This is a genomic window from Listeria goaensis, assembly GCF_900186125.1.
GTDB classification, from domain to species: domain Bacteria; phylum Bacillota; class Bacilli; order Lactobacillales; family Listeriaceae; genus Listeria; species Listeria goaensis.
This window is the reverse complement of sequence record NZ_FYBQ01000009.1, coordinates 1-19,315: the sequence shown is the minus strand read 5'-3', so window position 1 is coordinate 19,315 and position 19,315 is coordinate 1. Positions and strand designations below refer to the sequence as shown.

Below are 19,315 nucleotides of genomic sequence, written 5' to 3'. Positions count from 1 at the left end.
ATGGCTAGAAGAAAACGAGGCAAACGTAATTATACGGAGTCCGACGATTATTATAACGATTATTACGATGAAGAGGATGAGTTTGATAATGAACCTCCGATGTTATCTAGATCTGATAGTAGAAGAAAACAGAAAAAAGGTTTCTTTAAATATCCGTTATTAAATGTTTTGATTGTATTCTTTCTTCTGATTCCGATTGTATCTATTATTGTTTTTTTAGCTGTTCAAAATGCTGGCACGCCAGATAATGAAGTTAAAGAGGAAAAAAATGTTACGGTAGATAGCAATAAAAAGGCGAAAGAGGAAGCGGCTGAAAAGGAAAAAGCAGCGGAAGAAAAGAAAGCTGCTGATGAAAAAGCAGCCAAAGAAGCGGAAGCGAAAAAAGTAGCGGATGCGAAAGCGGTCGAAGAAGCGAAACAAGCTGAGGAAGCAAAAAAAGCGGAAGAAGCACAACAACAGGCAGCACAAGAAGAAGCTGACCGAAAAGCAGCGGAAGAAAAGGCTGCTGCAGATGCGAAAGCGGCTGAGGAAGCAAAACAACAGCAAGAGCAAGCGGCTAAAAGTACACATACGGTACAAAGTGGCGAAACACTCTACAGAATAGCTGTCAATGCTTATGGTTCTGCTGGTGCTGCAAGCGGTGTTGAAAAGATCAAACAAGCGAACGGCTTAACAAGTAATAATGTTCCAATTGGGACAGTACTTAAAATTCCACAATAAGATTAAAAAAGAATGAGCATGACTCGGAAAAGTTTTTTCCAAAAGCGCTCGTTCTTTTTATGGGAAAAATGGAGGTGTATGTATGGCGAAAATTGCATTGATTACAACTGGCGGAACAATCGCAAGTAAGAAAGCAGAATCAGGAAAGCTTGCTTCAGGTGAGCTTACTGGTGAGGAACTTGTTGAATTATGTGAGTTACCTCGTGAAATTGAAGTAGATATTTATTCTACTTTCCAATTGCCATCCATGCATATTACAAAAGAAAATTTGGCAGAGCTCGCAAAGCTCGTAATGAAAATTTTTGAAGATGAAAGTTATGATGGAGTCGTTGTAACGCATGGTACGGATTCGCTCGAAGAAACTTCTTATTTTCTTGATTTGGCAGTAACGGACGAACGCCCAGTCGTGTTAACGGGTTCACAGCGCGGCCCTGAGGAAATGGGAACAGATTCTTATATTAATATTCGTCATGCGGTTTATACAGCTAGTGAACCACTCCTTCAAAATGCAGGAACTGTTGTTGTATTTAATGAACGAATTTTTGCAGCCCGGTATGTAAAAAAGGTGCATGCTTCTAATATTCAAGGTTTTAGTTCATTTGGTTTTGGCTATTTAGGAATTATTGACAATGATAAAGTTTTTATTTATCAAAAACCTGTTGAGCATGAATGCTATCCACTACAAGAAGCGCTCTCTGATGTTGTGATTATTAAATGCTATTTAGATGCAGATGGATTTTTTATCGATTCTGCCATTGCAAAAAATGTAGCTGGAATTGTTCTAGAGGGTGTTGGTAGAGGACAAGTAGCCCCCAAAATGATGCCCGCGATAAAACGTGCCATTGAAAATGGAATACCCGTTGTGATTACAACAAGTGCGGAAGAAGGGAATGTCTATACGACATATGATTATTTAGGTAGTACATATGATCTTCTAAATCATGGCGTTCTTTTGGGTGGCGATTATGATAGTAAGAAAGCGCGAATGCGGCTAATGGTTTTACTTGCGGCAAATGTAGAAATAAATCAAACTAACTTTAGTGAACTGAAAGGGTTTTAATATGACTAAAAAGATTTGTATTGCGATTGATGGACCTGCTGCTGCAGGAAAAAGCACTGTAGCTAAAATCGTCGCTAAAAAATTAAGTTTTATTTACATTGATACAGGGGCGATGTACCGGGCGGTTACCTACCTCGCATGGGAAAATAAAATTGATTATACAGATGAAACAACTTTGGCTAGTTTGCTACAAAAAACGATGATTCGTTTTGAGCCAGGAGAAGTGCAACAAGTGTTTCTTAATGATGAAAATGTTACGGAAGTCATTCGTTCAAATGAAGTGACAAATCATGTTTCGATTGTCGCGGCTCACCCCGCTATTCGAATTGAGCTCCAAAAGCGGCAACAAGTTTTTGCTGAAGAGGGTGGCATTGTAATGGACGGCCGCGATATTGGGACGGCTGTTCTACCACAAGCAGAACTCAAGATTTTTCTCTTGGCTAGTGTTCAGGAACGTGCTGAAAGACGCTTTAAAGAGAACAAGGCAAAAGGGTTTGACGTCGATATGGATCAATTGAAGAAAGAAATTGAAGCGCGCGACCATTTAGATTATACGCGCGACCATTCTCCACTTAAGAAAGCAGATGATGCAATAGTTGTTGATACGACAAGTATGACGATTGATGAAGTCGCAACAAAAATTTTATCACTTGCTAAACAAACAATGGATTAAAGAGTATATTTTCCAAAAAAAGGCCTAAACGGAATGGCCTTTTTTTATTATAAAAAAACTTGACAAATTGTGGCAATTATAGGATGTTAGAAGAGAGATTTTTTTAAATCTAAAAATCTTTTAGGATTTTCTTGCAAAAAATCAAGTGTTATTAACAACGATGGATACGTGTATCATTTGCGACAAATGTTGCTGAGTGATTTCATGAGGAAATTTTTTGAAGCTTGTCACTTCTTTTGCACTTACAGAAAGTCCTAATTCGACAAACGAATTGAGGAGGGCTACACATGTCTGATGAATTGAGTAATGTGGAAGTTAGGAATTTTGAAGAAGGAGACAAAGTCACCGGTACAGTTACAAGCGTAGAAGAAAAACAAGTCTACGTAGGTATTCCCGATAGCAAACTGGATGGTGTTGTTCCAATCAGTGAACTTTCAAATGTACATGTGGAATCAGCTTCTGACGTAGTTAAAGTTGGAGACACATTAGATTTAATCGTAACTAAAGTAGAGGAAGATGTACTTGTCCTATCTAAACGTAAAGTAGATGCTTTAAAAGCAGTCGATGATATTCAATCTAAATTTGAATCTGGTGAAGTATTTGATGCCGTTGTGAGTGACGTTGTCAAAGGTGGTTTAGTAGTTGACCTAGGCGTGCGCGCATTTGTACCAGCTTCTTTAGTGGAAGACCATTTTGTCGAAGATTTCTCTGATTACAAAGGAAAAACGATTGCATTTAAAGTCGTTGAGTTTGAACCGGAAAATAACCGTGTTATTTTAAGCCATCGCGCGATTGTGGAAGAAGAAAAAGAAGCGAAGAAAAAAGAGATTCTAGCAAACATTAAGGAAGGCGATGTACTTACTGGTACAGTAGAACGTCTTGCTGGCTTTGGCGCGTTTGTTGATTTAGGCGGCGTGGATGGCCTAGTTCATATTTCGCAAATTTCTTACCAACACATTTCAACTCCAGGAGAAGTTTTATCTGAAGGACAATCTGTTCAAGTAAAAGTAATCGGAATTGATCCGGCGAATGAACGAATTTCACTTTCCATTAAAGAAACAGAACCAGGTCCGTGGGATAATATTAATGAGAAAGCACCTGTTGGCTCAGTCCTTAAAGGAAAAGTCATGCGTCTTGTATCGTTTGGTGCGTTTGTTGAACTTTTCCCTGGCGTAGAAGGCTTAGTTCATATTTCGCAAATTGCGCATAAACATATTGGCACACCGAATGAAGTTTTATCTGAAGGTGAAGAGGTGGAAGTAAAAGTTCTTGATGTGAATGAAAGTGAGAAACGTTTATCGCTTAGCATTAAGGCGCTTCAAGAAGAGCCAGTTGAAGAAGCGGACTATGAACTTCCAGAAGAAAGCACAGGCTTCCAATTGGGTGATTTAATTGGGGACCGACTAAAAGATATTCAAAATCATGATGATAAATAATTTAAAAGAAGCCAATTTTTCAAAATGACACAAAATTGGCTTCTTTTTTTTATGCGCGAAATGTTTTCAGTATGTGTAATTTGGGGTATAGACTCATATATTGATATTTAATAACGAAAAATAAAATCCGGGGAAGTCACACTTTGTTCACATTTGTATGAATGGTTGGCTTAACTGCGTTTTGAGTGTTTCTAAAATGAAAAAATGTAAAATTTCGCTTTGAAAACCTGAATCTGATAAAAAATGCTATTGTCAAGAAAAAAGACATCACCTATAATGTTGTTATCAACTACAAAGGAGTTAGATTTAACACATGAAAAAAACAACAGCTTTATTAGCAGGTTTAGGAACAACAGTCTTAGTAACATCATTATTGCCTGTAACATCATTTGCAGCTGATAAAACGGCGGAATCAAATGCGAACATTACATTTATTGCGGGTACTGGACCAGTTGCCCCTGTAGATCCACTAAATCCAGTTAATCCATTAAATCCAGATGATCCAGAAAATCCGACAGATTCACCAACAGGGGATACAGGTGCTTTGACGCTTGATTATGTTTCTTCTATTCATTTTGGATCGCACGAAGTTTCAAGTGCATCCGAAGTTTACTCTGCTATTTCTAAAAAACCTTTTATTCAAGTTTCAGATAGACGCGGAACAGGTGCTGGTTGGTCTGTTTCAGCTACAGCGAGCAAATTTACAGATGGCACAAACGAGTCACTTCGCGGAGCTAAGATTAAATTTGAAAATGGTGAGGCTGTAACAGGTTCTTCAACTTCAAATGCTCCAGTAAGCAGACAATCTGTAGAACTTCCAACTGATGGTACAACAAGCGCTTCTGTTATGATAGCCAGTTCTAATCAAGGTATGGGAACTTGGATTAACAGATGGATGGCCGCAGGCGATACAAATGAAAAAGTATCCATCGAAGTTCCAGGTGGTTCAGCCACTGTAGGAAGCCATCAAGCAAAAATTACGTGGAAACTAACAGACGCACCCGGCGTATAAACCTTTTATGCGGGCTGCTGCTTAAAAAGCAGCAGTCTTTATTTTTTAGTAGGGGGAAGAAAATGAAAAAATTTTTCTTAGTAATCGCAACTACATTAACCGTGATTTTGTTTGCTCCAAACATAACCGCACATGCTGAGGATGTTGATTATTCTGTTCAAGCTATTATTCCAGAAAATCAAATTGATAAAAAACAAGGTTACTTTGATTTACGTATGCAACCACTTATGGAGCAGAGACTTCAAGTGAAAGTATTTAACAGTTCAAATCATGAAATTAAAGTTAAACAAGACGTAACTTATGCGTCAACAAATAAGAGTGGTATGATAGACTACTCAAAAAAAAGCTTGAAAAAAGCAGATGAAAGTTTAAAAGTACCGCTTCCAAAAATCGCAGAAGTCATAGAGGATAACATTACAATCCCAGCAAATAGCTTTAAAGATGTTTGGATTAATGTGAAAATGCCGAAAGAAAGTTTTGATGGCATCATTTTAGGCGCTGTTGAATTTACACAAGTTAATGAAGAAGTGGATGATAAAAAGGAATCAGGATTAAGTATTGAAAATGAATATTCTTACGTAGTGGGAATTCAACTTTCTGAAACTGCAAAGAAAATTGAACCTAACTTAAATTTATTAAATGTAAAAGCAGGCTTAGATAATTATCGAACATCTGTAAGTGCCGTTTTACAAAATGATCAGCCAGTCATTTTAGATCATTTATCGGTCGATGCAAAAGTATATAAAAAAGGTGAAAATAAAGTTCTTCATGAAACAGCAAAAACAGACTTAAAGATGGCACCAAACTCAAATTTTGGCTATGCTATTGATTGGGAAAATCAGCCCCTTGAAGAAGGAACTTATGTTTTAAAATTAAAAGCTGATAATGGAAGCGAAACGTGGAATTTTACAAAAGAATTTAAAATTGGAAATGATGCAAAAGATTTAAATAAAAAAGCAGTCGATGTTGAGAAAAATTATTTATGGTGGTGGATAATTGGCGGAGCATTGGCGATTGCTATCGTGCTTCTTATCATCTGGTTCATCGTGCGTCGCAAGAACAAAAAGGATGATGAGGATTAAAGGAGTGAGTACTTTATGAGAAAATGCGTGTTCATTTTCTTCTTCACTTTGGTCATTTTAGGTGCTCTTCAATCCGTTAAAGTTATAGACTCGAAATTTTCTAGTCGGGACTCTGTTTCTGCGGCGATTACTTTAAACGCAGATGAAACGATTGTAAACAATTATACAGAGTTAAAAGCGGCAGTTCAAAATAACAGTATATCAAAAATTTATTTTGGAGCGGATATTAGTTTATCAAGTGGTATTCAAGTGCCAGTCGGCCGAACGCCATTCACGATTTCTGGAAAAGACCCAACAACAGAAGAAATACACACATTAACAGAAACAGGGAGTTCGACAAGCACATCAGGAACTATTTACATTAGCTCGAATTCCTCGACAAAACAAATTACAATGCAAGACCTTACTATTTTGGGGAAAAATTATTATGGAACAGTTTATGTTGCTAACGCTGCAAAAGGTGTTAATGTAACTTATGACAACGTGGTGTACAAAGGACCACAACTTATTTGGAATACCGCTGGGACGCTAGAACTTGTCGGAAATACAAATGTTGAAATTGGCAAATTTGTTAGTGGCTCAGCATCGAACCAGGAATTTGCCGAAGTAGGTGGCATTAATTTTGGTGGGAATATTGAAATTTATCACCCATCAAGTTCCAGTGACAGCTTGGTATGGTATGGCGAAGATTCTTCGACGAGCAATTTTTTCAATGTTCGTGACGGAGCCAACGTGAACATTTCTGCTAATGGTAATGGCGTGTTTTACCGAAGCGCATCAAACCCAGTTTCCATAAGTGTTGGTAAAAATGCAACGCTTAATTTAAATACAACGACTTCCTTTAACCGCAGTGGTGTAGGCGGCAACTTTTTCGTAGACGAAGGAGGTACCGCACGAATTTATCAATCGGATGTTAGTAGTGAGTTGCTCTCGCTTTCAGGTGCTTTAACGGTTAATAAAGACGCAACTGTTGTTTTGAATAAAACGGGAGGAAGCGGTAATGTAATTAAATTCAATAGTGGTGGAAGTCTAAATGTTAATGATCCAGCGTATTTCCTTCTATACAATGGTAATACTTCTAATACAATTGGCTATGCCTCGGGTTCTGGCCAGATGAATTTAAATGGCGGGCTAATAAATTATTGGGATAGATCCGGGAGCGCCAGTACAATTGGTTTGCCAACTTATTCCTACAGTAGGGAAGATCAAGCAAATGTCCAAATGGGCATTACGACTAATGGTTCTACGACAACAATTAATAGCGCGAATGTGCCAGTGACAGCAGCGGAATTTAATGTTGCCAAAATGAAAGTTCTCTCAATTGGAAATTTGCCGCTAAATGTGAATACCTTAAATGATAGTCAGGCTACTTTAAGTGGAGCGACCGTTACAAATGCGGCTATTGAAATTTCTTATGTAGAAAATGGCACGACGAAAACATTGACTGGAACCGCAGATAACGCTGGGAATTTTCAAGTGGCGATTCCAGGCGGCTTTATAAAACCGTATACGGAAGTAAGTGTGACGGCTTCGACGGAGTATTATATTAATAAGACAACTAAAATTACTGTCGTCGATGTGACGCCGCCAACGGGCGATGCTGTTCCACAAATTGTTTCAATTGGTGAGGCGCTTTCTACAAATGCCAATGCTTTTGTGACAAACATTCGAGATAAAGCAGATAATACGAGTGGTCAGGGTGTGACGGCGAACATTGAAGCTACACCAGATACAAGCACATTTGGTTCGAAAAAAGCAGAGGTTTCCTTGACGGACCGTGCGGGAAATCAAACGCGAATTGACGTACCGGTTTTTGTGAAAGATGCTGATACGGTTGTTCAAAATGGGACGGCTTTAAAGGCAACTTCATTTAGTGTTGACCAAAGTGAAGTTGGTGGGAAGTCGGCTGCTGAGCTTGGACAATTGATTAAAGAGAAATCGAATGCGCTCGGTTTTGATGTGAATTCTGGCGCTAATATTTCGAATGAGATTACGATTCAAAGTTCGACACTTCAAGCGGTCCCAGGGGACTACACGGCCACACTTGAACTGCGTGGCGTTACGAAAACCGTTTCGATTCATGTATTTGTGCGTAGTGTGAAGTTTGAGGAAGTTAGTCAAGAAATGGACTTTAAACCTGCTCAGATTACTGGGAAGCGAGAAATTCTTGAACGTGATGAGTCGACATGGGAAATTAGTGTGGTGGATACGAGGAATTCGGGCTCAAAATGGGTTGTAAATGCTACAATTACGAAGCCGTTAACCTCTACTAAAAATCCAGATCGTGTTTTAGAAAATGCTTTTATTTTTGTTGGTTCAAACGGGGAAAAAATTGTTTTAGGGGACTCGCCCTATCCTGTTTTTGAATATGAAACGACAAATGCAAATCCTGTTCAAGTGGACTGGGCAAATAATCGCGGGGTGCTTGTAGAGGCTGATACGACGGCGGTTTATGCTGGTGATGCCTACCAAGGCAAAATTTCGTGGACGCTTCAAGATGCACCTTAATTGTTAAGCTAATTCGTGTACAGAAAAACCGTTTGAAAAATAGTTCGAGCGGTTTTTCTATTTTATCTGGAAAAAGTGATTGACAGTAAAGGTAAATATGATATAATAAAAAAGCTGAATGAGAAGCGGTTATTAGTTTCACAGCATAATTATACACTATGGCCCGTTGGTCAAGCGGTTAAGACACCGCCCTTTCACGGCGGTAACACGGGTTCGAATCCCGTACGGGTCACTTAGGTTCCGTGGTGTAGGGGTTAACATGCCTGCCTGTCACGCAGGAGATCGCGGGTTCAAATCCCGTCGGGACCGTTTAAGAAGTTTGTCATTTTTGACAAGCTTTTTCTTTTTGGCGGGAATGAAGTAGAGGTTTGCGTATCGTTATATATAGGAAGATTTTTTTTAATTCTTTAAACATGAGAAGTGTTTGCATTTACCGTAAAGTGTGTGATGTGTTAAGATAAAGGGGACTAAATCAAAAAGGGGTAAGGGCATGGAAGAGATTAATAAAGAAAAGATTGCAGATGCTGTTCGTGTTATTTTGGAAGCGGTTGGGGAAAATCCAGATCGTGAAGGGTTAATTGATACGCCGATGCGTGTTGCGCGTATGTATGAGGAAGTTTTTTCGGGGCTTACGAAAGATCCCTCGGTTCATTTTAATACAGTGTTTGAAGAGCAGCATGAAGAGCTTGTTCTTGTTCGAGATATTCGTTTTTCTTCGATGTGTGAGCATCACTTAGTTCCCTTTTTTGGGGTGGCTCATGTCGCCTACTTGCCGCAGAATGGTCGGGTTGCGGGACTTAGTAAACTTGCTCGCGTTGTAGATGATGTGAGTAAACGTCCGCAACTTCAAGAGCGTATTACGACGACGGTAGCGGAAATTATGATGGAAAAATTAAAGCCGCTTGGTGTGATGGTCATTTTAGAGGCGGAGCACATGTGTATGACGATTCGCGGTGTGAATAAACCGGGAACGAAAACGATTACGAGTGCGGTTCGCGGTGCTTTCCGAACGGATGATAAATTACGTAGCGAAGTGATGTCGTTAATTAATCATTCATGAAGTGAACAATTACGTTTCAAAATAGATTTGTGATATAATATATTTCATATTATTTGTTATTATGAGTTAAAGGGGAAATTTAAATGACCTATCAAGGGAGCCTGGCGCAGTTGAAAGAAGTGGAAAGATTGGTTCATGAAAAATCAGCCTATCGGTTTTTAAAGGACAATTTTTACGGGCCTGAAACTGATAAGGACCAAATGCTATGGCTGAATGAATCCATTCATGGCTCTGATCTTGCTGAAACAGAGAAATACCGGATTATAACCGCAACACTTTATGTGATTCTTGCTCATGATACGCATGAGATGATTGATGAAGATAAAGACGGTAGAGGGGTTAGTCGAAAAGGACGAGAACTTACGGTGCTTGCCGGTGATTATTATAGCGCACTGTATTACCGGACGATGGCAGAACTTGGTATGACACAATTACTTGCAGCACTTCAACGTGGTGTGCAGAAAACGAATACGGCTAAAACAAATATTTATCAGTTACATGTTGTAACAGATGATGATTATATGGAGGAACTGCTTGCTTCATCTTCAGCTATCTTTGCTGAGTTTTCTTCTTATTTTAAGAATGAGGAAGCTTTTACGAAGCTTGCTTGCCAAGCTATTTTATTAAAACGCTTGGAGCGGGAACAACATTTTTATGAACAGTATGGGCTTTCAACATTGAAACGTGCATATGATCATGGTTTCTTTGTGAAAGAGGCGATGGCGACTTTTGAGGAATGGCTCGAGCAACTTATGGATGAAGTAAAGATGCGAATTCATCATTTGCTTAAGACTTCTAGACCGCTATCTGATTCGCTACACGCACGTTTAAATGAAATGTTACAGCGCTAAATTAAAGGGGAGTTTTTGTATGGTGGAAACGAAAGAAGAGAAAGTTCATAAAGTTTTTGAAAAAATATCTCCGGATTATGACCGAATGAACAGCTTGATTAGTTTTAAGCTTCATTTGTTTTGGCGTAAACAAACGATGGAACTTATGCGTGTTCCGAAAGGGGCAAAAATTTTAGACGTTTGTTGTGGTACGGCGGATTGGACAATTCTTTCTGCCCGGCATGTTGGGGAAAAGGGCTCTGTTGTGGGGCTTGACTTTAGTGAGAATATGCTTCAAATTGGTAGAGAAAAAGTGCTCGAGAGCGGGCTTCAGAATGTGACTTTAACTCACGGCAATGCGATGGAGCTGCCTTTTTCGGATAATCAATTTGATTTTGTGACGATTGGTTTTGGTCTTCGAAATGTGCCGGATTATTTACAAGTTTTAAAGGAAATGAATCGCGTTTTGAAGCCGGGTGGACAGGCGGTTTGTTTAGATACGAGCCAGCCGAACGTGCCACTTTGGCGTCCGTTTTTTAATACATATTTTCGCCATGTGATGCCGCTTTTTGGTAAATTGTTTGCGAAAAGTTATGAGGAATATAGTTGGTTACAAGAATCAACTAGAACTTTCCCGGGAATGGGCGAGCTTTCTGATTTATTTTATGAAGCTGGTTTTAAATATGTCCGCTATATTTCACATAGTGGCGGGGCGAGTGCTACACATTTTGGCTATAAAAAGGTGACGGTAGATGAAATTTAATTTTTTGTATCCGGCGATTCAAAAAGATATTGAAGCGGTTGAAGCAGAATTAAAACGTGCGGTTTCAAATGCTGACGCGGAAACGACTTCTGCTTCTGCGCTACATCTGTTGGAGGCGGGCGGAAAAAGAATACGGCCGATGTTTGTTTGCTTGACGGCAAGACTAGGTGCGCCTGCTGATTTTACATATGTGCGAGATGCGGCGGTTGCGATTGAACTCATTCATATGGCTTCAATTGTTCATGACGACGTGGTTGATGATGCGGGGCTTAGACGTGGTAGAAAGACGATTAAGTCGATTTGGGGCAATCATATTGCGATGTATACGGGAGATTTTCTTTTTGGGAAATCGCTTGAATATATGACGAAAATTGACAGCCTCAAGGCGCATCAAATGTTGTCGGCGGTTACGGTTGAGCTTGCGGTAGGGGAAATCGAACAGATTAAGGATAAATTCAACTTTAATCAAAGTGTAAGGTGTTATTTGCGGCGTATTAAGCGGAAGACGGCACTTTTGATTGCGGCAAGTTCGGGGCTCGGCGGGGTTCTTTCGGGATTGCCTGAGAAGGTTGATGATAAACTTTATTTATTTGGCTACTATGTAGGTATGGCGTTTCAAATTACGGATGATATTTTGGATTTTGCGGCGGATGAGCGGACGCTTGGAAAGCCTGCTGGTGAAGATTTACGTCAAGGGAATGTGACGTTGCCGGTCTTTTTTGCGATGCAAGATCCGCTTCTTAAAAAGCGAATTAGTCGTGTGACGGAGGAGTCGTCAAAAGAGGAGATGATGCACTTAGTTGCGGCGATTAAAGCGAGCGGTGCGATTGAGCAGTCTGAACAGGTGGCGACGGCTTATTTAACGAAGGCGATGGCGATTTTAGATACTTTTCCAGCATCGAAAGAAATTAAACCTTTGAAACAAATCGTGAAAATGCTTGATAAACGAGATTATTAGGAGGAATGTAGGGTGGAGAGAACTTTTGTCATGGTAAAGCCGGACGGCGTACAGCGCGGTTTAATCGGGGAAATTGTCACGCGCTTTGAGCAAAAGGGTTTGCGGATTGCAGGCGTAAAATTGATGCGGATTTCTGAGTCTTTGGCTAAAACGCATTATGCGGAACATGACGGGAAACCGTTTTTCGCGGACTTAATTGGGTTCATCACATCTGGTCCTGTTTTCGCTATGGTTTTAGAGGGTGACGAAGCAATTGCCACGGCACGCCAAATGATGGGCAAAACAAATCCGCTTGATGCGGCGCCGGGAACAATTCGGTCAGATTTTGCGATACATACGAATAGAAACGTGATTCATGGTTCTGATGGTTCGGCTTCTGCCGCACGGGAAATTGGCCTCTTTTTTAAACAAGAGGAGCTCTTGGATTACGAAAAAGCTACGGATTCTTGGCTTTGAATGGTGACTGTCTCTTATGGTAAGAGGCAGTTTTTTCAAAATAACTGGTTGTTTTCTGGTGAATGTTATGCTATTATTTAACACATACACTTTAAAGCGCTAAAATATTTGTGGTAAAGGAGAAGGACTTATGAGATATTTAACGGCTGGAGAGTCACATGGACCGGGTTTAACGACAATTATTGAGGGGCTACCTGCGGGGATGCCACTTTTATCTGAAGATATTAATGTGGAACTAAAAAGACGGCAAGGTGGGCATGGTCGGGGGGCACGCATGAAGATTGAAAAAGATCGTGCGCAAATTACGGCTGGCATTCGGCACGGGAAAACGCTTGGTGCGCCGGTTGCCATTTTTGTGGAAAATAAAGACTGGAAGCACTGGGAAACGGTGATGAGCATTGAACCTGTTGATGAGAAACACGAGGCGTCACGAAAAGTTACTAGACCTCGTCCGGGACATGCTGATTTGGTGGGCGGCATGAAATACGGTCACCGAGATATGCGTAATGTGCTGGAGCGTTCAAGTGCGAGAGAAACAACGGTACGAGTGGCTGCTGGTGCGGTAGCTAAACAACTTTTGCGTGAACTGGGGATTTCAGTTGCCGCGCATGTGCTGGAAATTGGTGGTGTGCGGGCGAATTTGACGCGTGATTACACGGTGGCTGAAATTGCTGACATCGCGAATAATTCGCCAGTTCGAACACTCGATACGGATATTGAGCAGGCGATGATGGATAAGATTGATGATACGAAGAAAAAAGGGGATACAATTGGTGGCATTGTTGAGGTCGTTGTTGGCGGTGTTCCAGCTGGCCTTGGTAGCTATGTGCAATGGGATAAAAAGCTAGATGCCAAAATTGCACGTGCAATCGTTAGTATTAATGCTTTTAAAGGTGCTGAATTTGGCGTTGGGTTTGTTGCGGCACGTAAATATGGTAGCGAAGTTATGGATGAAATTGTTTGGTCAGAAAATGACGGCTATACCCGAACAAGCAACAACTTGGGTGGCTTTGAAGGCGGTATGACAAACGGTATGCCGATTGTGGTTCGCGGCGTCATGAAGCCCATTCCGACTTTATATAAGCCACTTCAAAGTGTGGATATTGATACGAAAGAGGCGTTTAGTGCGAGCGTTGAGCGTTCAGATAGTTCGGCGGTTCCAGCGGCAAGTGTAGTTGCTGAAAATGTAGTCGCATGGGAAGTGGCCTGTGCCGTGCTTGATAAATTTGATAGCGACCGTTTTGACGTTTTAAAGAAACATGTGGAAGAACATCGCGAACTTACGAGGGGCTTTTAAAATGTCTAAAATTACAGTTCAAACAGCGAGCAAAACGTATCCTGTATGTATTGGCAATGACATGTTAGTTTCATATGGTGCTGAGTTTTTAACCGAGCTAAAAAGGTTTTCAAAGGTTTTTGTTTTGACGGATCGACACGTTTTTGAATTGCATAAAGAGAAGCTTGACCGTGTTCTTAAAAGTTTGCCGCACGTGACGTATTACGTGACGCCAAACGGTGAGGCTGCGAAAACGTTTCAGGTGTATGAAGATGTGATGACGAAAATTATTGAAACGGGGCTTGACCGCAAGTCTGTGATTCTTGCTTACGGTGGTGGTGTGATTGGTGATTTGGGCGGCTTTGTTGCGGCGACTTATATGCGCGGCATTCCGTTTTACCAAATTCCGACGACTGTTTTAGCGCATGACAGTGCGGTAGGTGGCAAAGTGGCAATAAACCACCCGCTTGGGAAAAATTTGATTGGCAACTTTTATCAACCTGAAGCGGTTATTTACGATACGGCGCTACTTGGAACGCTGCCGGTACGCGAAATGCGCTCGGGCTTTGCGGAACTTATCAAGCACGCTTTAATTAGCGATCAGGCGTTACTAGATGAACTGATGGCGACTTTCAAAACGCCGGACGACTTTTACTCGCAAGATTTAACCCCGTTTTTACAAAAGGGCATTTTGGTTAAAGCGGGTATAGTGGCGCAAGATGAAACTGAACAGGGCGTCCGCGCGTATTTGAATTTCGGTCATACGTTTGGGCATGCTCTTGAGGCCTACGGTAATTTTTCGCGTTTCCTTCACGGCGAGGCCATCATTTTTGGAATGATTTATGCGCTTTTGATGAGCGAAGAAACCCAAAATCTCACGTTTGATAGGGCGACATTTACTGCTTGGCTAACTGGACTCGGTTACGAAACTGAGCTCCCAGATGACGTCCCGTTTGAAACGATTTTTGAAAATATGCTACACGACAAAAAAACGACTTTTGAAGAAATTAAAATGGTGCTGTTGAACGAAATCGGTCACATGGAAATTGTTCCTGCTGACCGGGCACTGATTTTACAAACTTTTAATCAAATGAAAAAAGGAGAATGATGAGTGTGAGAGCGATTCGCGGTGCAACGACTATAAAAGAAAATACGGCAGATGAAATTTACGAGGCGACGAGCGAACTTTTTCAGGAAATTTTAAAGAAAAATCAAATTGTTGACGCGGAAACGCTTATTTCGGTCATCATAACGGTAACGGAAGATATTAATGCGGCTTTTCCGGCGCGTGCTGTACGTGTAACGCCTGGTTTTGAGCTTGTTCCTGTGATGGGTATGCAAGAAATCCCGGTACCGGGTGCCCCTTTAAAATGTATTCGAATGATGGTGCAAGCAAGTGTGGATAAATCACTTGCGGAAATTGAACATGTTTATTTAAACGATGCGGTGCGCCTGCGCCCAGACCTCGCGGAAAGGAAGGATTCTTGATGAAATGGAAAACGTCTTTAGAAGGGCTTCATTCGTATAAGCCGGGAAAAAGAGAAGATGCGGTGATGAAAGAATTAGGGTTAACTAAAATTACGAAACTTTCCTCCAATGAAAACCCGCTTGGTGCGTCTAAAAAAGTACAAGAACTTGCGCGTTCATTAGCGTTTAAAACAGAAATTTATCCTGACGGGCATGCGAGTGACCTTCGAAAAACCGTTGCGGAGTTTTATGATATTTCAGAAGACGAACTTGTTTTCACGGCTGGAGTTGATGAATTAATTGAGCTTTTAACGCGCGTATTGCTCGATCAAACAACGAACACGGTCATGGCAACACCAACTTTTGTTCAGTATCGCCAAAATGCGCTCATTGAAGGTGCGGAAGTACGAGAAATTGCTTTAAAACCTGATGGGCATCATGATTTCGAAAGAATGTTAGCGGCGATTGATGAGAATACGGCAATCGTGTGGATTTGTAATCCGAACAATCCGACGGGGAATTTTTTGCCGCTTGATGCTATTCGTGCATTTATTCAAAAAGTGCCAGCAGATTGCTTAGTCGTTCTTGATGAGGCGTATATTGAATACGTGGAACCGCAACCTGCTGCTCATGAAAAATGGGTTCGAGAGTTTCCAAATCTGATTATTACACGGACGTTTAGTAAAATTTACGGGCTAGCTAGTTCGCGAGTTGGCTACGGCATTTGTTCCAAAGAAATTGTGCACTATTTAAATGTTGTCAGACCGCCGTTTAATACGACGACAGCGGGACAATTGCTTGCGCAAGCGGCTTTGCTTGATCAGGATTTTGTCGCGGAATGTCGGGCATTAAATCACGCGGGAATCGCGGCTTACGAGGCGTTTAGCGCAGAATATGCGCAAGTCACACTGTACCCGTCGCAAGGCAATTTTGTACTGCTCGATCTAGGCCGAAAAGCAGCGGATATTTTTTCTTACCTAGAGAAAAATGGCTTTATTACAAGATCAGGGGCTGCTCTTGGATTTCCAAATGCGGTGCGGATTACGGTTGGGACAGCGGCGGAAAACGAGCAAGTGATTGCGCTCCTAAAAGAGTTTCTGGGATAGGAGGCAATCTTTATGAAGGGAACAGTCGTTATTGTTGGGCTGGGACTCATTGGCGGTTCGATTGCGCTTTCTATTAAAGCGAAACATAAAGAGGCGCACATCATCGGAATCGATGTCTCGTTAAACACGCTTGAAAAAGGACTTTCGCTCGGGATTATTGACGAAATCGGCGAAAGTGTCCTAATCGATGCACCAAAAGCAGATTTGCTCATTTTTTGCTGTCCGGTGAAAGAAACCGAAGAACTCGTTCGTCATTTACCGGGATTAAACTTAAAAGAACAGGTTATCGTGACGGATACAGGGAGTACGAAGCAAACCGTTATGCAGGCCGCACTAGGGCTCGCTGACAAGTCGATTACATTTATTGGGGGTCATCCGATGGCAGGCTCACATAAAAGTGGTGTGACTGCCGCAAAGCGCCTGCTTTTTGAGAATGCTTACTATTTATTAACGCCAGGAAATGAAACGGCAAGCGAACGTCTGCCAGAATTAAAGGAATGGCTGATTGGGACAAATGCTAAGTTTCTAACGCTATCGCCAAAAGAACATGACCAAATTACAGGCATGCTGAGCCATCTTCCGCATATTGTTGCGGCTGCTTTAGTGCAAGAAACGGAAGCTTTCACAGCGAGTCATCCTGATGCGTTTAGTTTAGCAGCAGGCGGCTTCCGCGATATTACACGTGTCGCTTCAAGTGATCCGCGCATGTGGACGGACATTTCGCTTAGCAATCGTGAAATTTTGAAAGAACAGCTTACTTCTTGGCGCGACCGAATGAATGAGGCTATTCAGCTCATTGAGACCGCCGACAAGACCGCGATTTATGATTTTTTTGACGGTGCGAAAGAGTTTCGTGATTCGCTGCCGATTCACCGCGGTGCTATTCCAGCTTTCTACGATTTATTTGTCGATGTGCCGGATTATCCGGGTGTCATTTCAGAAGTGACGGCCATTTTAGCGGATGAAAAAATTAGTTTAACGAACTTGAAAATTTTGGAAACGCGCGAAGATATAAACGGTGTGTTACAAATTACGTTTCAAAATGAAACTGACCGCTTGCGTGCTAAAGCAAGTATTGAATCAAGAGCAGCATATACGTGCTATTTAGAGCAGTAAAGGAGTGTAATGATGAAATTACAAACAGGGAAAAGCCATTTGCACGGAACGATCGAAGTCCCAGGCGATAAATCCATTTCGCACCGCAGCATTATGTTTGGCGCGCTAGCAAACGGCGAAACGCGGATTCGGCATTTTTTACGTGCAGATGACTGTTTAAGTACGATTCAAGCATTTCGTGATTTAGGTGTACAAATTGAAGAAACGCCCGATGAAATTATCGTTCATGGTGTAGGCTTTGGCGGTCTAAAACCATCTAAGGCGCCTATTAACGTAGGAAATTCTGGTACAACGATTCGACTAATGATGGGAATCCTTGCAGCTCAACCGTTCGCTACAACACTATTTGGCGATTCTTCGATTGCAAAACGCCCAATGAATCGCGTCATGTTACCGCTAAAAGAAATGGGTGCCAACATGACAGGTCGCGAGGGCAGCGAATTTGCCCCAATTGCTATTAAACGCGCTGAAAAACTTCACGGCATCACATATCACATGCCAGTTGCAAGCGCCCAAGTGAAAAGCGCCATCATTTTTGCGGCACTTCAAGCAGAAGGCGAAACAATGATCCATGAAAAAGAAAAAACGCGTGACCATACGGAAGAAATGATTCAAAAATTTGGCGGGAACATCGAGGTGGACGGTCTGACTATTCGCGTCTCCGGCAACCAGGCGTTTCAAGGACAATCGCTAACGGTTCCGGGCGATATTTCTTCGGCTGCTTTTTTCATCGTAGCGGGGTTGATTGCAGAAGATAGCGAAATCGTTTTAAAAAATGTTGGTTTAAACCCTACACGGACAGGAATAATCGACGTGGTGAAAGCAATGGGCGGAGACATTTCGGTTGTGCAAGATGATTTAGCTGGCACCATAACCGTGAAAACGTCACGTCTAACTGGGACGACTATTTCCGGAGATTTAATTCCGCGTTTAATCGACGAGCTCCCCATCATCGCGCTCCTAGCAACGCAAGCAGAAGGCGAAACCATCATTCGCGACGCCGAAGAATTGAAAGTCAAAGAAACAAACCGAATTGATGCCGTAGCAACTGAACTTGCGAAAATGGGCGCCGACATTACGCCTACAGCAGACGGTCTTATTATTCGCGGGAAGACCAAACTCCGTGGTGCCAAGGTAACTAGTTACGGCGACCACCGCATCGGCATGATGCTCCAAATTGCAGCGCTTTTAGTACAAGACGGAGAAGTAGAGCTTGAAAAGGCAGACGCCGTTTCGGTATCTTATCCAAGTTTTTTTGACGATGTGAGAAGTTTGTTTGATGAATAATAAACGAAAAGAGGCTTAACGGCTTCTTTTTTTTGGATACTAGAACGGTTAAATAAAAGCATGAAATCACCTGTGTACAATTTATTATCATATCTTTTTGTGCTATACTTAAGGATGTATTTATAAAACAACCAAGAGGTGATGACCATGATTAAAATTCGAATTAGCGAAAGCGAACTGCGGACCCATGCCAGCGACTTACGGGAGGCAAGCGGCGGGGAACCTTATCAGACCTTACGAGAGCTAGAGGCGCAACAAGCCGAGCTTCGAAAGGCGTTGTCATCATGAGCCGGATTAGTATTGCCGAAGTACGTGCCTTTCAAGAAGCCTTACAAAAGGCCAATGCCATCATGCGTGCCCGTATTCAAGCGGTACAAACAAGCGCCTTTCGTTATTCGGTGGATTATTTCTTAGACGGGCAAGCGATTCAAGCTTCCCAGTATTATTTTCGCGAAACGTATCAGACGGTAGGCGGGAGTTTGCTCGAAATTTTAGATACGAGTGA

General features: G+C 41.7%; 19 protein-coding genes and 2 tRNA genes. All 21 read left to right on the top strand.

The annotated features are described in order from the left end of the window. Positions 1–720, top strand: a complete 720-nt coding sequence (locus CFT42_RS10490) for a LysM peptidoglycan-binding domain-containing protein (protein WP_088816108.1) — start codon at positions 1–3, stop codon at positions 718–720. Positions 721–802: 82 nt separating this feature from the next. After that, complete coding sequence (locus CFT42_RS10485) at positions 803–1,780, top strand: asparaginase (RefSeq protein ID WP_088809630.1); 978 nt, start codon at positions 803–805, stop codon at positions 1,778–1,780. A gap of 1 nt (position 1,781) precedes the next feature. After that, on the top strand, positions 1,782–2,453 hold the full coding sequence (cmk, locus tag CFT42_RS10480; RefSeq protein WP_088809631.1) for a (d)CMP kinase: 672 nt from the start codon (positions 1,782–1,784) through the stop codon (positions 2,451–2,453). A gap of 287 nt (positions 2,454–2,740) precedes the next feature. Continuing rightward, the gene (gene rpsA, locus CFT42_RS10475; protein ID WP_088816107.1) at positions 2,741–3,889 is read left to right on the top strand and encodes a 30S ribosomal protein S1; all 1,149 of its coding nucleotides are present in this window, start codon (positions 2,741–2,743) and stop codon (positions 3,887–3,889) included. Between the two features lie 313 nt (positions 3,890–4,202). After that, positions 4,203–4,901 (top strand): WxL domain-containing protein, encoded by a 699-nt coding sequence (locus CFT42_RS10470; RefSeq protein ID WP_088809633.1) that lies wholly within the window; start codon positions 4,203–4,205, stop codon positions 4,899–4,901. A gap of 62 nt (positions 4,902–4,963) precedes the next feature. Then, positions 4,964–5,983 (top strand): WxLIP family cell surface protein, encoded by a 1,020-nt coding sequence (locus CFT42_RS10465; protein WP_088809634.1) that lies wholly within the window; start codon positions 4,964–4,966, stop codon positions 5,981–5,983. A 15-nt stretch (positions 5,984–5,998) separates the two neighbouring features. Continuing rightward, positions 5,999–8,491: a pectate lyase-like adhesive domain-containing protein gene (locus CFT42_RS10460; protein ID WP_088816106.1), complete on the top strand. Its 2,493-nt coding sequence runs from the start codon at positions 5,999–6,001 to the stop codon at positions 8,489–8,491. Positions 8,492–8,651: 160 nt separating this feature from the next. Further along, positions 8,652–8,723, top strand: a tRNA-Glu gene (locus CFT42_RS10455). Positions 8,724–8,727: 4 nt separating this feature from the next. Next, positions 8,728–8,800 (top strand) — tRNA-Asp (locus CFT42_RS10450). Between the two features lie 181 nt (positions 8,801–8,981). Beyond that, positions 8,982–9,551: a GTP cyclohydrolase I FolE gene (gene folE / locus CFT42_RS10445; protein ID WP_088809636.1), complete on the top strand. Its 570-nt coding sequence runs from the start codon at positions 8,982–8,984 to the stop codon at positions 9,549–9,551. 83 nt (positions 9,552–9,634) lie between these two features. Further along, positions 9,635–10,402, top strand: coding sequence for a heptaprenyl diphosphate synthase component 1 (locus CFT42_RS10440; RefSeq protein ID WP_088809637.1), 768 nt, complete (start codon positions 9,635–9,637; stop codon positions 10,400–10,402). A gap of 19 nt (positions 10,403–10,421) precedes the next feature. Continuing rightward, entirely contained in the window at positions 10,422–11,144 is a 723-nt protein-coding gene (locus tag CFT42_RS10435; protein WP_088816105.1) for a demethylmenaquinone methyltransferase, read from the top strand. Further along, the gene (hepT, locus tag CFT42_RS10430; RefSeq protein WP_088809639.1) at positions 11,134–12,102 is read left to right on the top strand and encodes a heptaprenyl diphosphate synthase component II; all 969 of its coding nucleotides are present in this window, start codon (positions 11,134–11,136) and stop codon (positions 12,100–12,102) included. The genes CFT42_RS10435 and hepT overlap by 11 nt, the downstream gene beginning before the upstream one ends. Positions 12,103–12,114: 12 nt before the next feature. Further along, positions 12,115–12,558 (top strand): nucleoside-diphosphate kinase, encoded by a 444-nt coding sequence (gene ndk / locus CFT42_RS10425; protein WP_088816104.1) that lies wholly within the window; start codon positions 12,115–12,117, stop codon positions 12,556–12,558. Between the two features lie 130 nt (positions 12,559–12,688). Then, the gene (gene aroC / locus CFT42_RS10420; protein ID WP_088816103.1) at positions 12,689–13,855 is read left to right on the top strand and encodes a chorismate synthase; all 1,167 of its coding nucleotides are present in this window, start codon (positions 12,689–12,691) and stop codon (positions 13,853–13,855) included. Position 13,856: 1 nt separating this feature from the next. Then, complete coding sequence (gene aroB, locus CFT42_RS10415; RefSeq protein ID WP_088816102.1) at positions 13,857–14,942, top strand: 3-dehydroquinate synthase; 1,086 nt, start codon at positions 13,857–13,859, stop codon at positions 14,940–14,942. Positions 14,943–14,947: 5 nt separating this feature from the next. Continuing rightward, entirely contained in the window at positions 14,948–15,322 is a 375-nt protein-coding gene (gene aroH, locus CFT42_RS10410) for a chorismate mutase (protein WP_088809652.1), read from the top strand. After that, complete coding sequence (hisC, locus tag CFT42_RS10405; protein WP_088809643.1) at positions 15,322–16,407, top strand: histidinol-phosphate transaminase; 1,086 nt, start codon at positions 15,322–15,324, stop codon at positions 16,405–16,407. Before aroH ends, hisC begins: the two co-directional genes overlap by 1 nt. Before the next feature lie 12 nt (positions 16,408–16,419). After that, positions 16,420–17,523, top strand: coding sequence for a prephenate dehydrogenase (locus CFT42_RS10400; RefSeq protein ID WP_088809644.1), 1,104 nt, complete (start codon positions 16,420–16,422; stop codon positions 17,521–17,523). 12 nt (positions 17,524–17,535) lie between these two features. Next, positions 17,536–18,810: a 3-phosphoshikimate 1-carboxyvinyltransferase gene (gene aroA, locus CFT42_RS10395; RefSeq protein ID WP_088816101.1), complete on the top strand. Its 1,275-nt coding sequence runs from the start codon at positions 17,536–17,538 to the stop codon at positions 18,808–18,810. A 284-nt stretch (positions 18,811–19,094) separates the two neighbouring features. Next, a partial coding sequence (locus tag CFT42_RS10390; protein WP_425268593.1) for a hypothetical protein occupies positions 19,095–19,315 on the top strand: 221 nt, incomplete at its 3' end.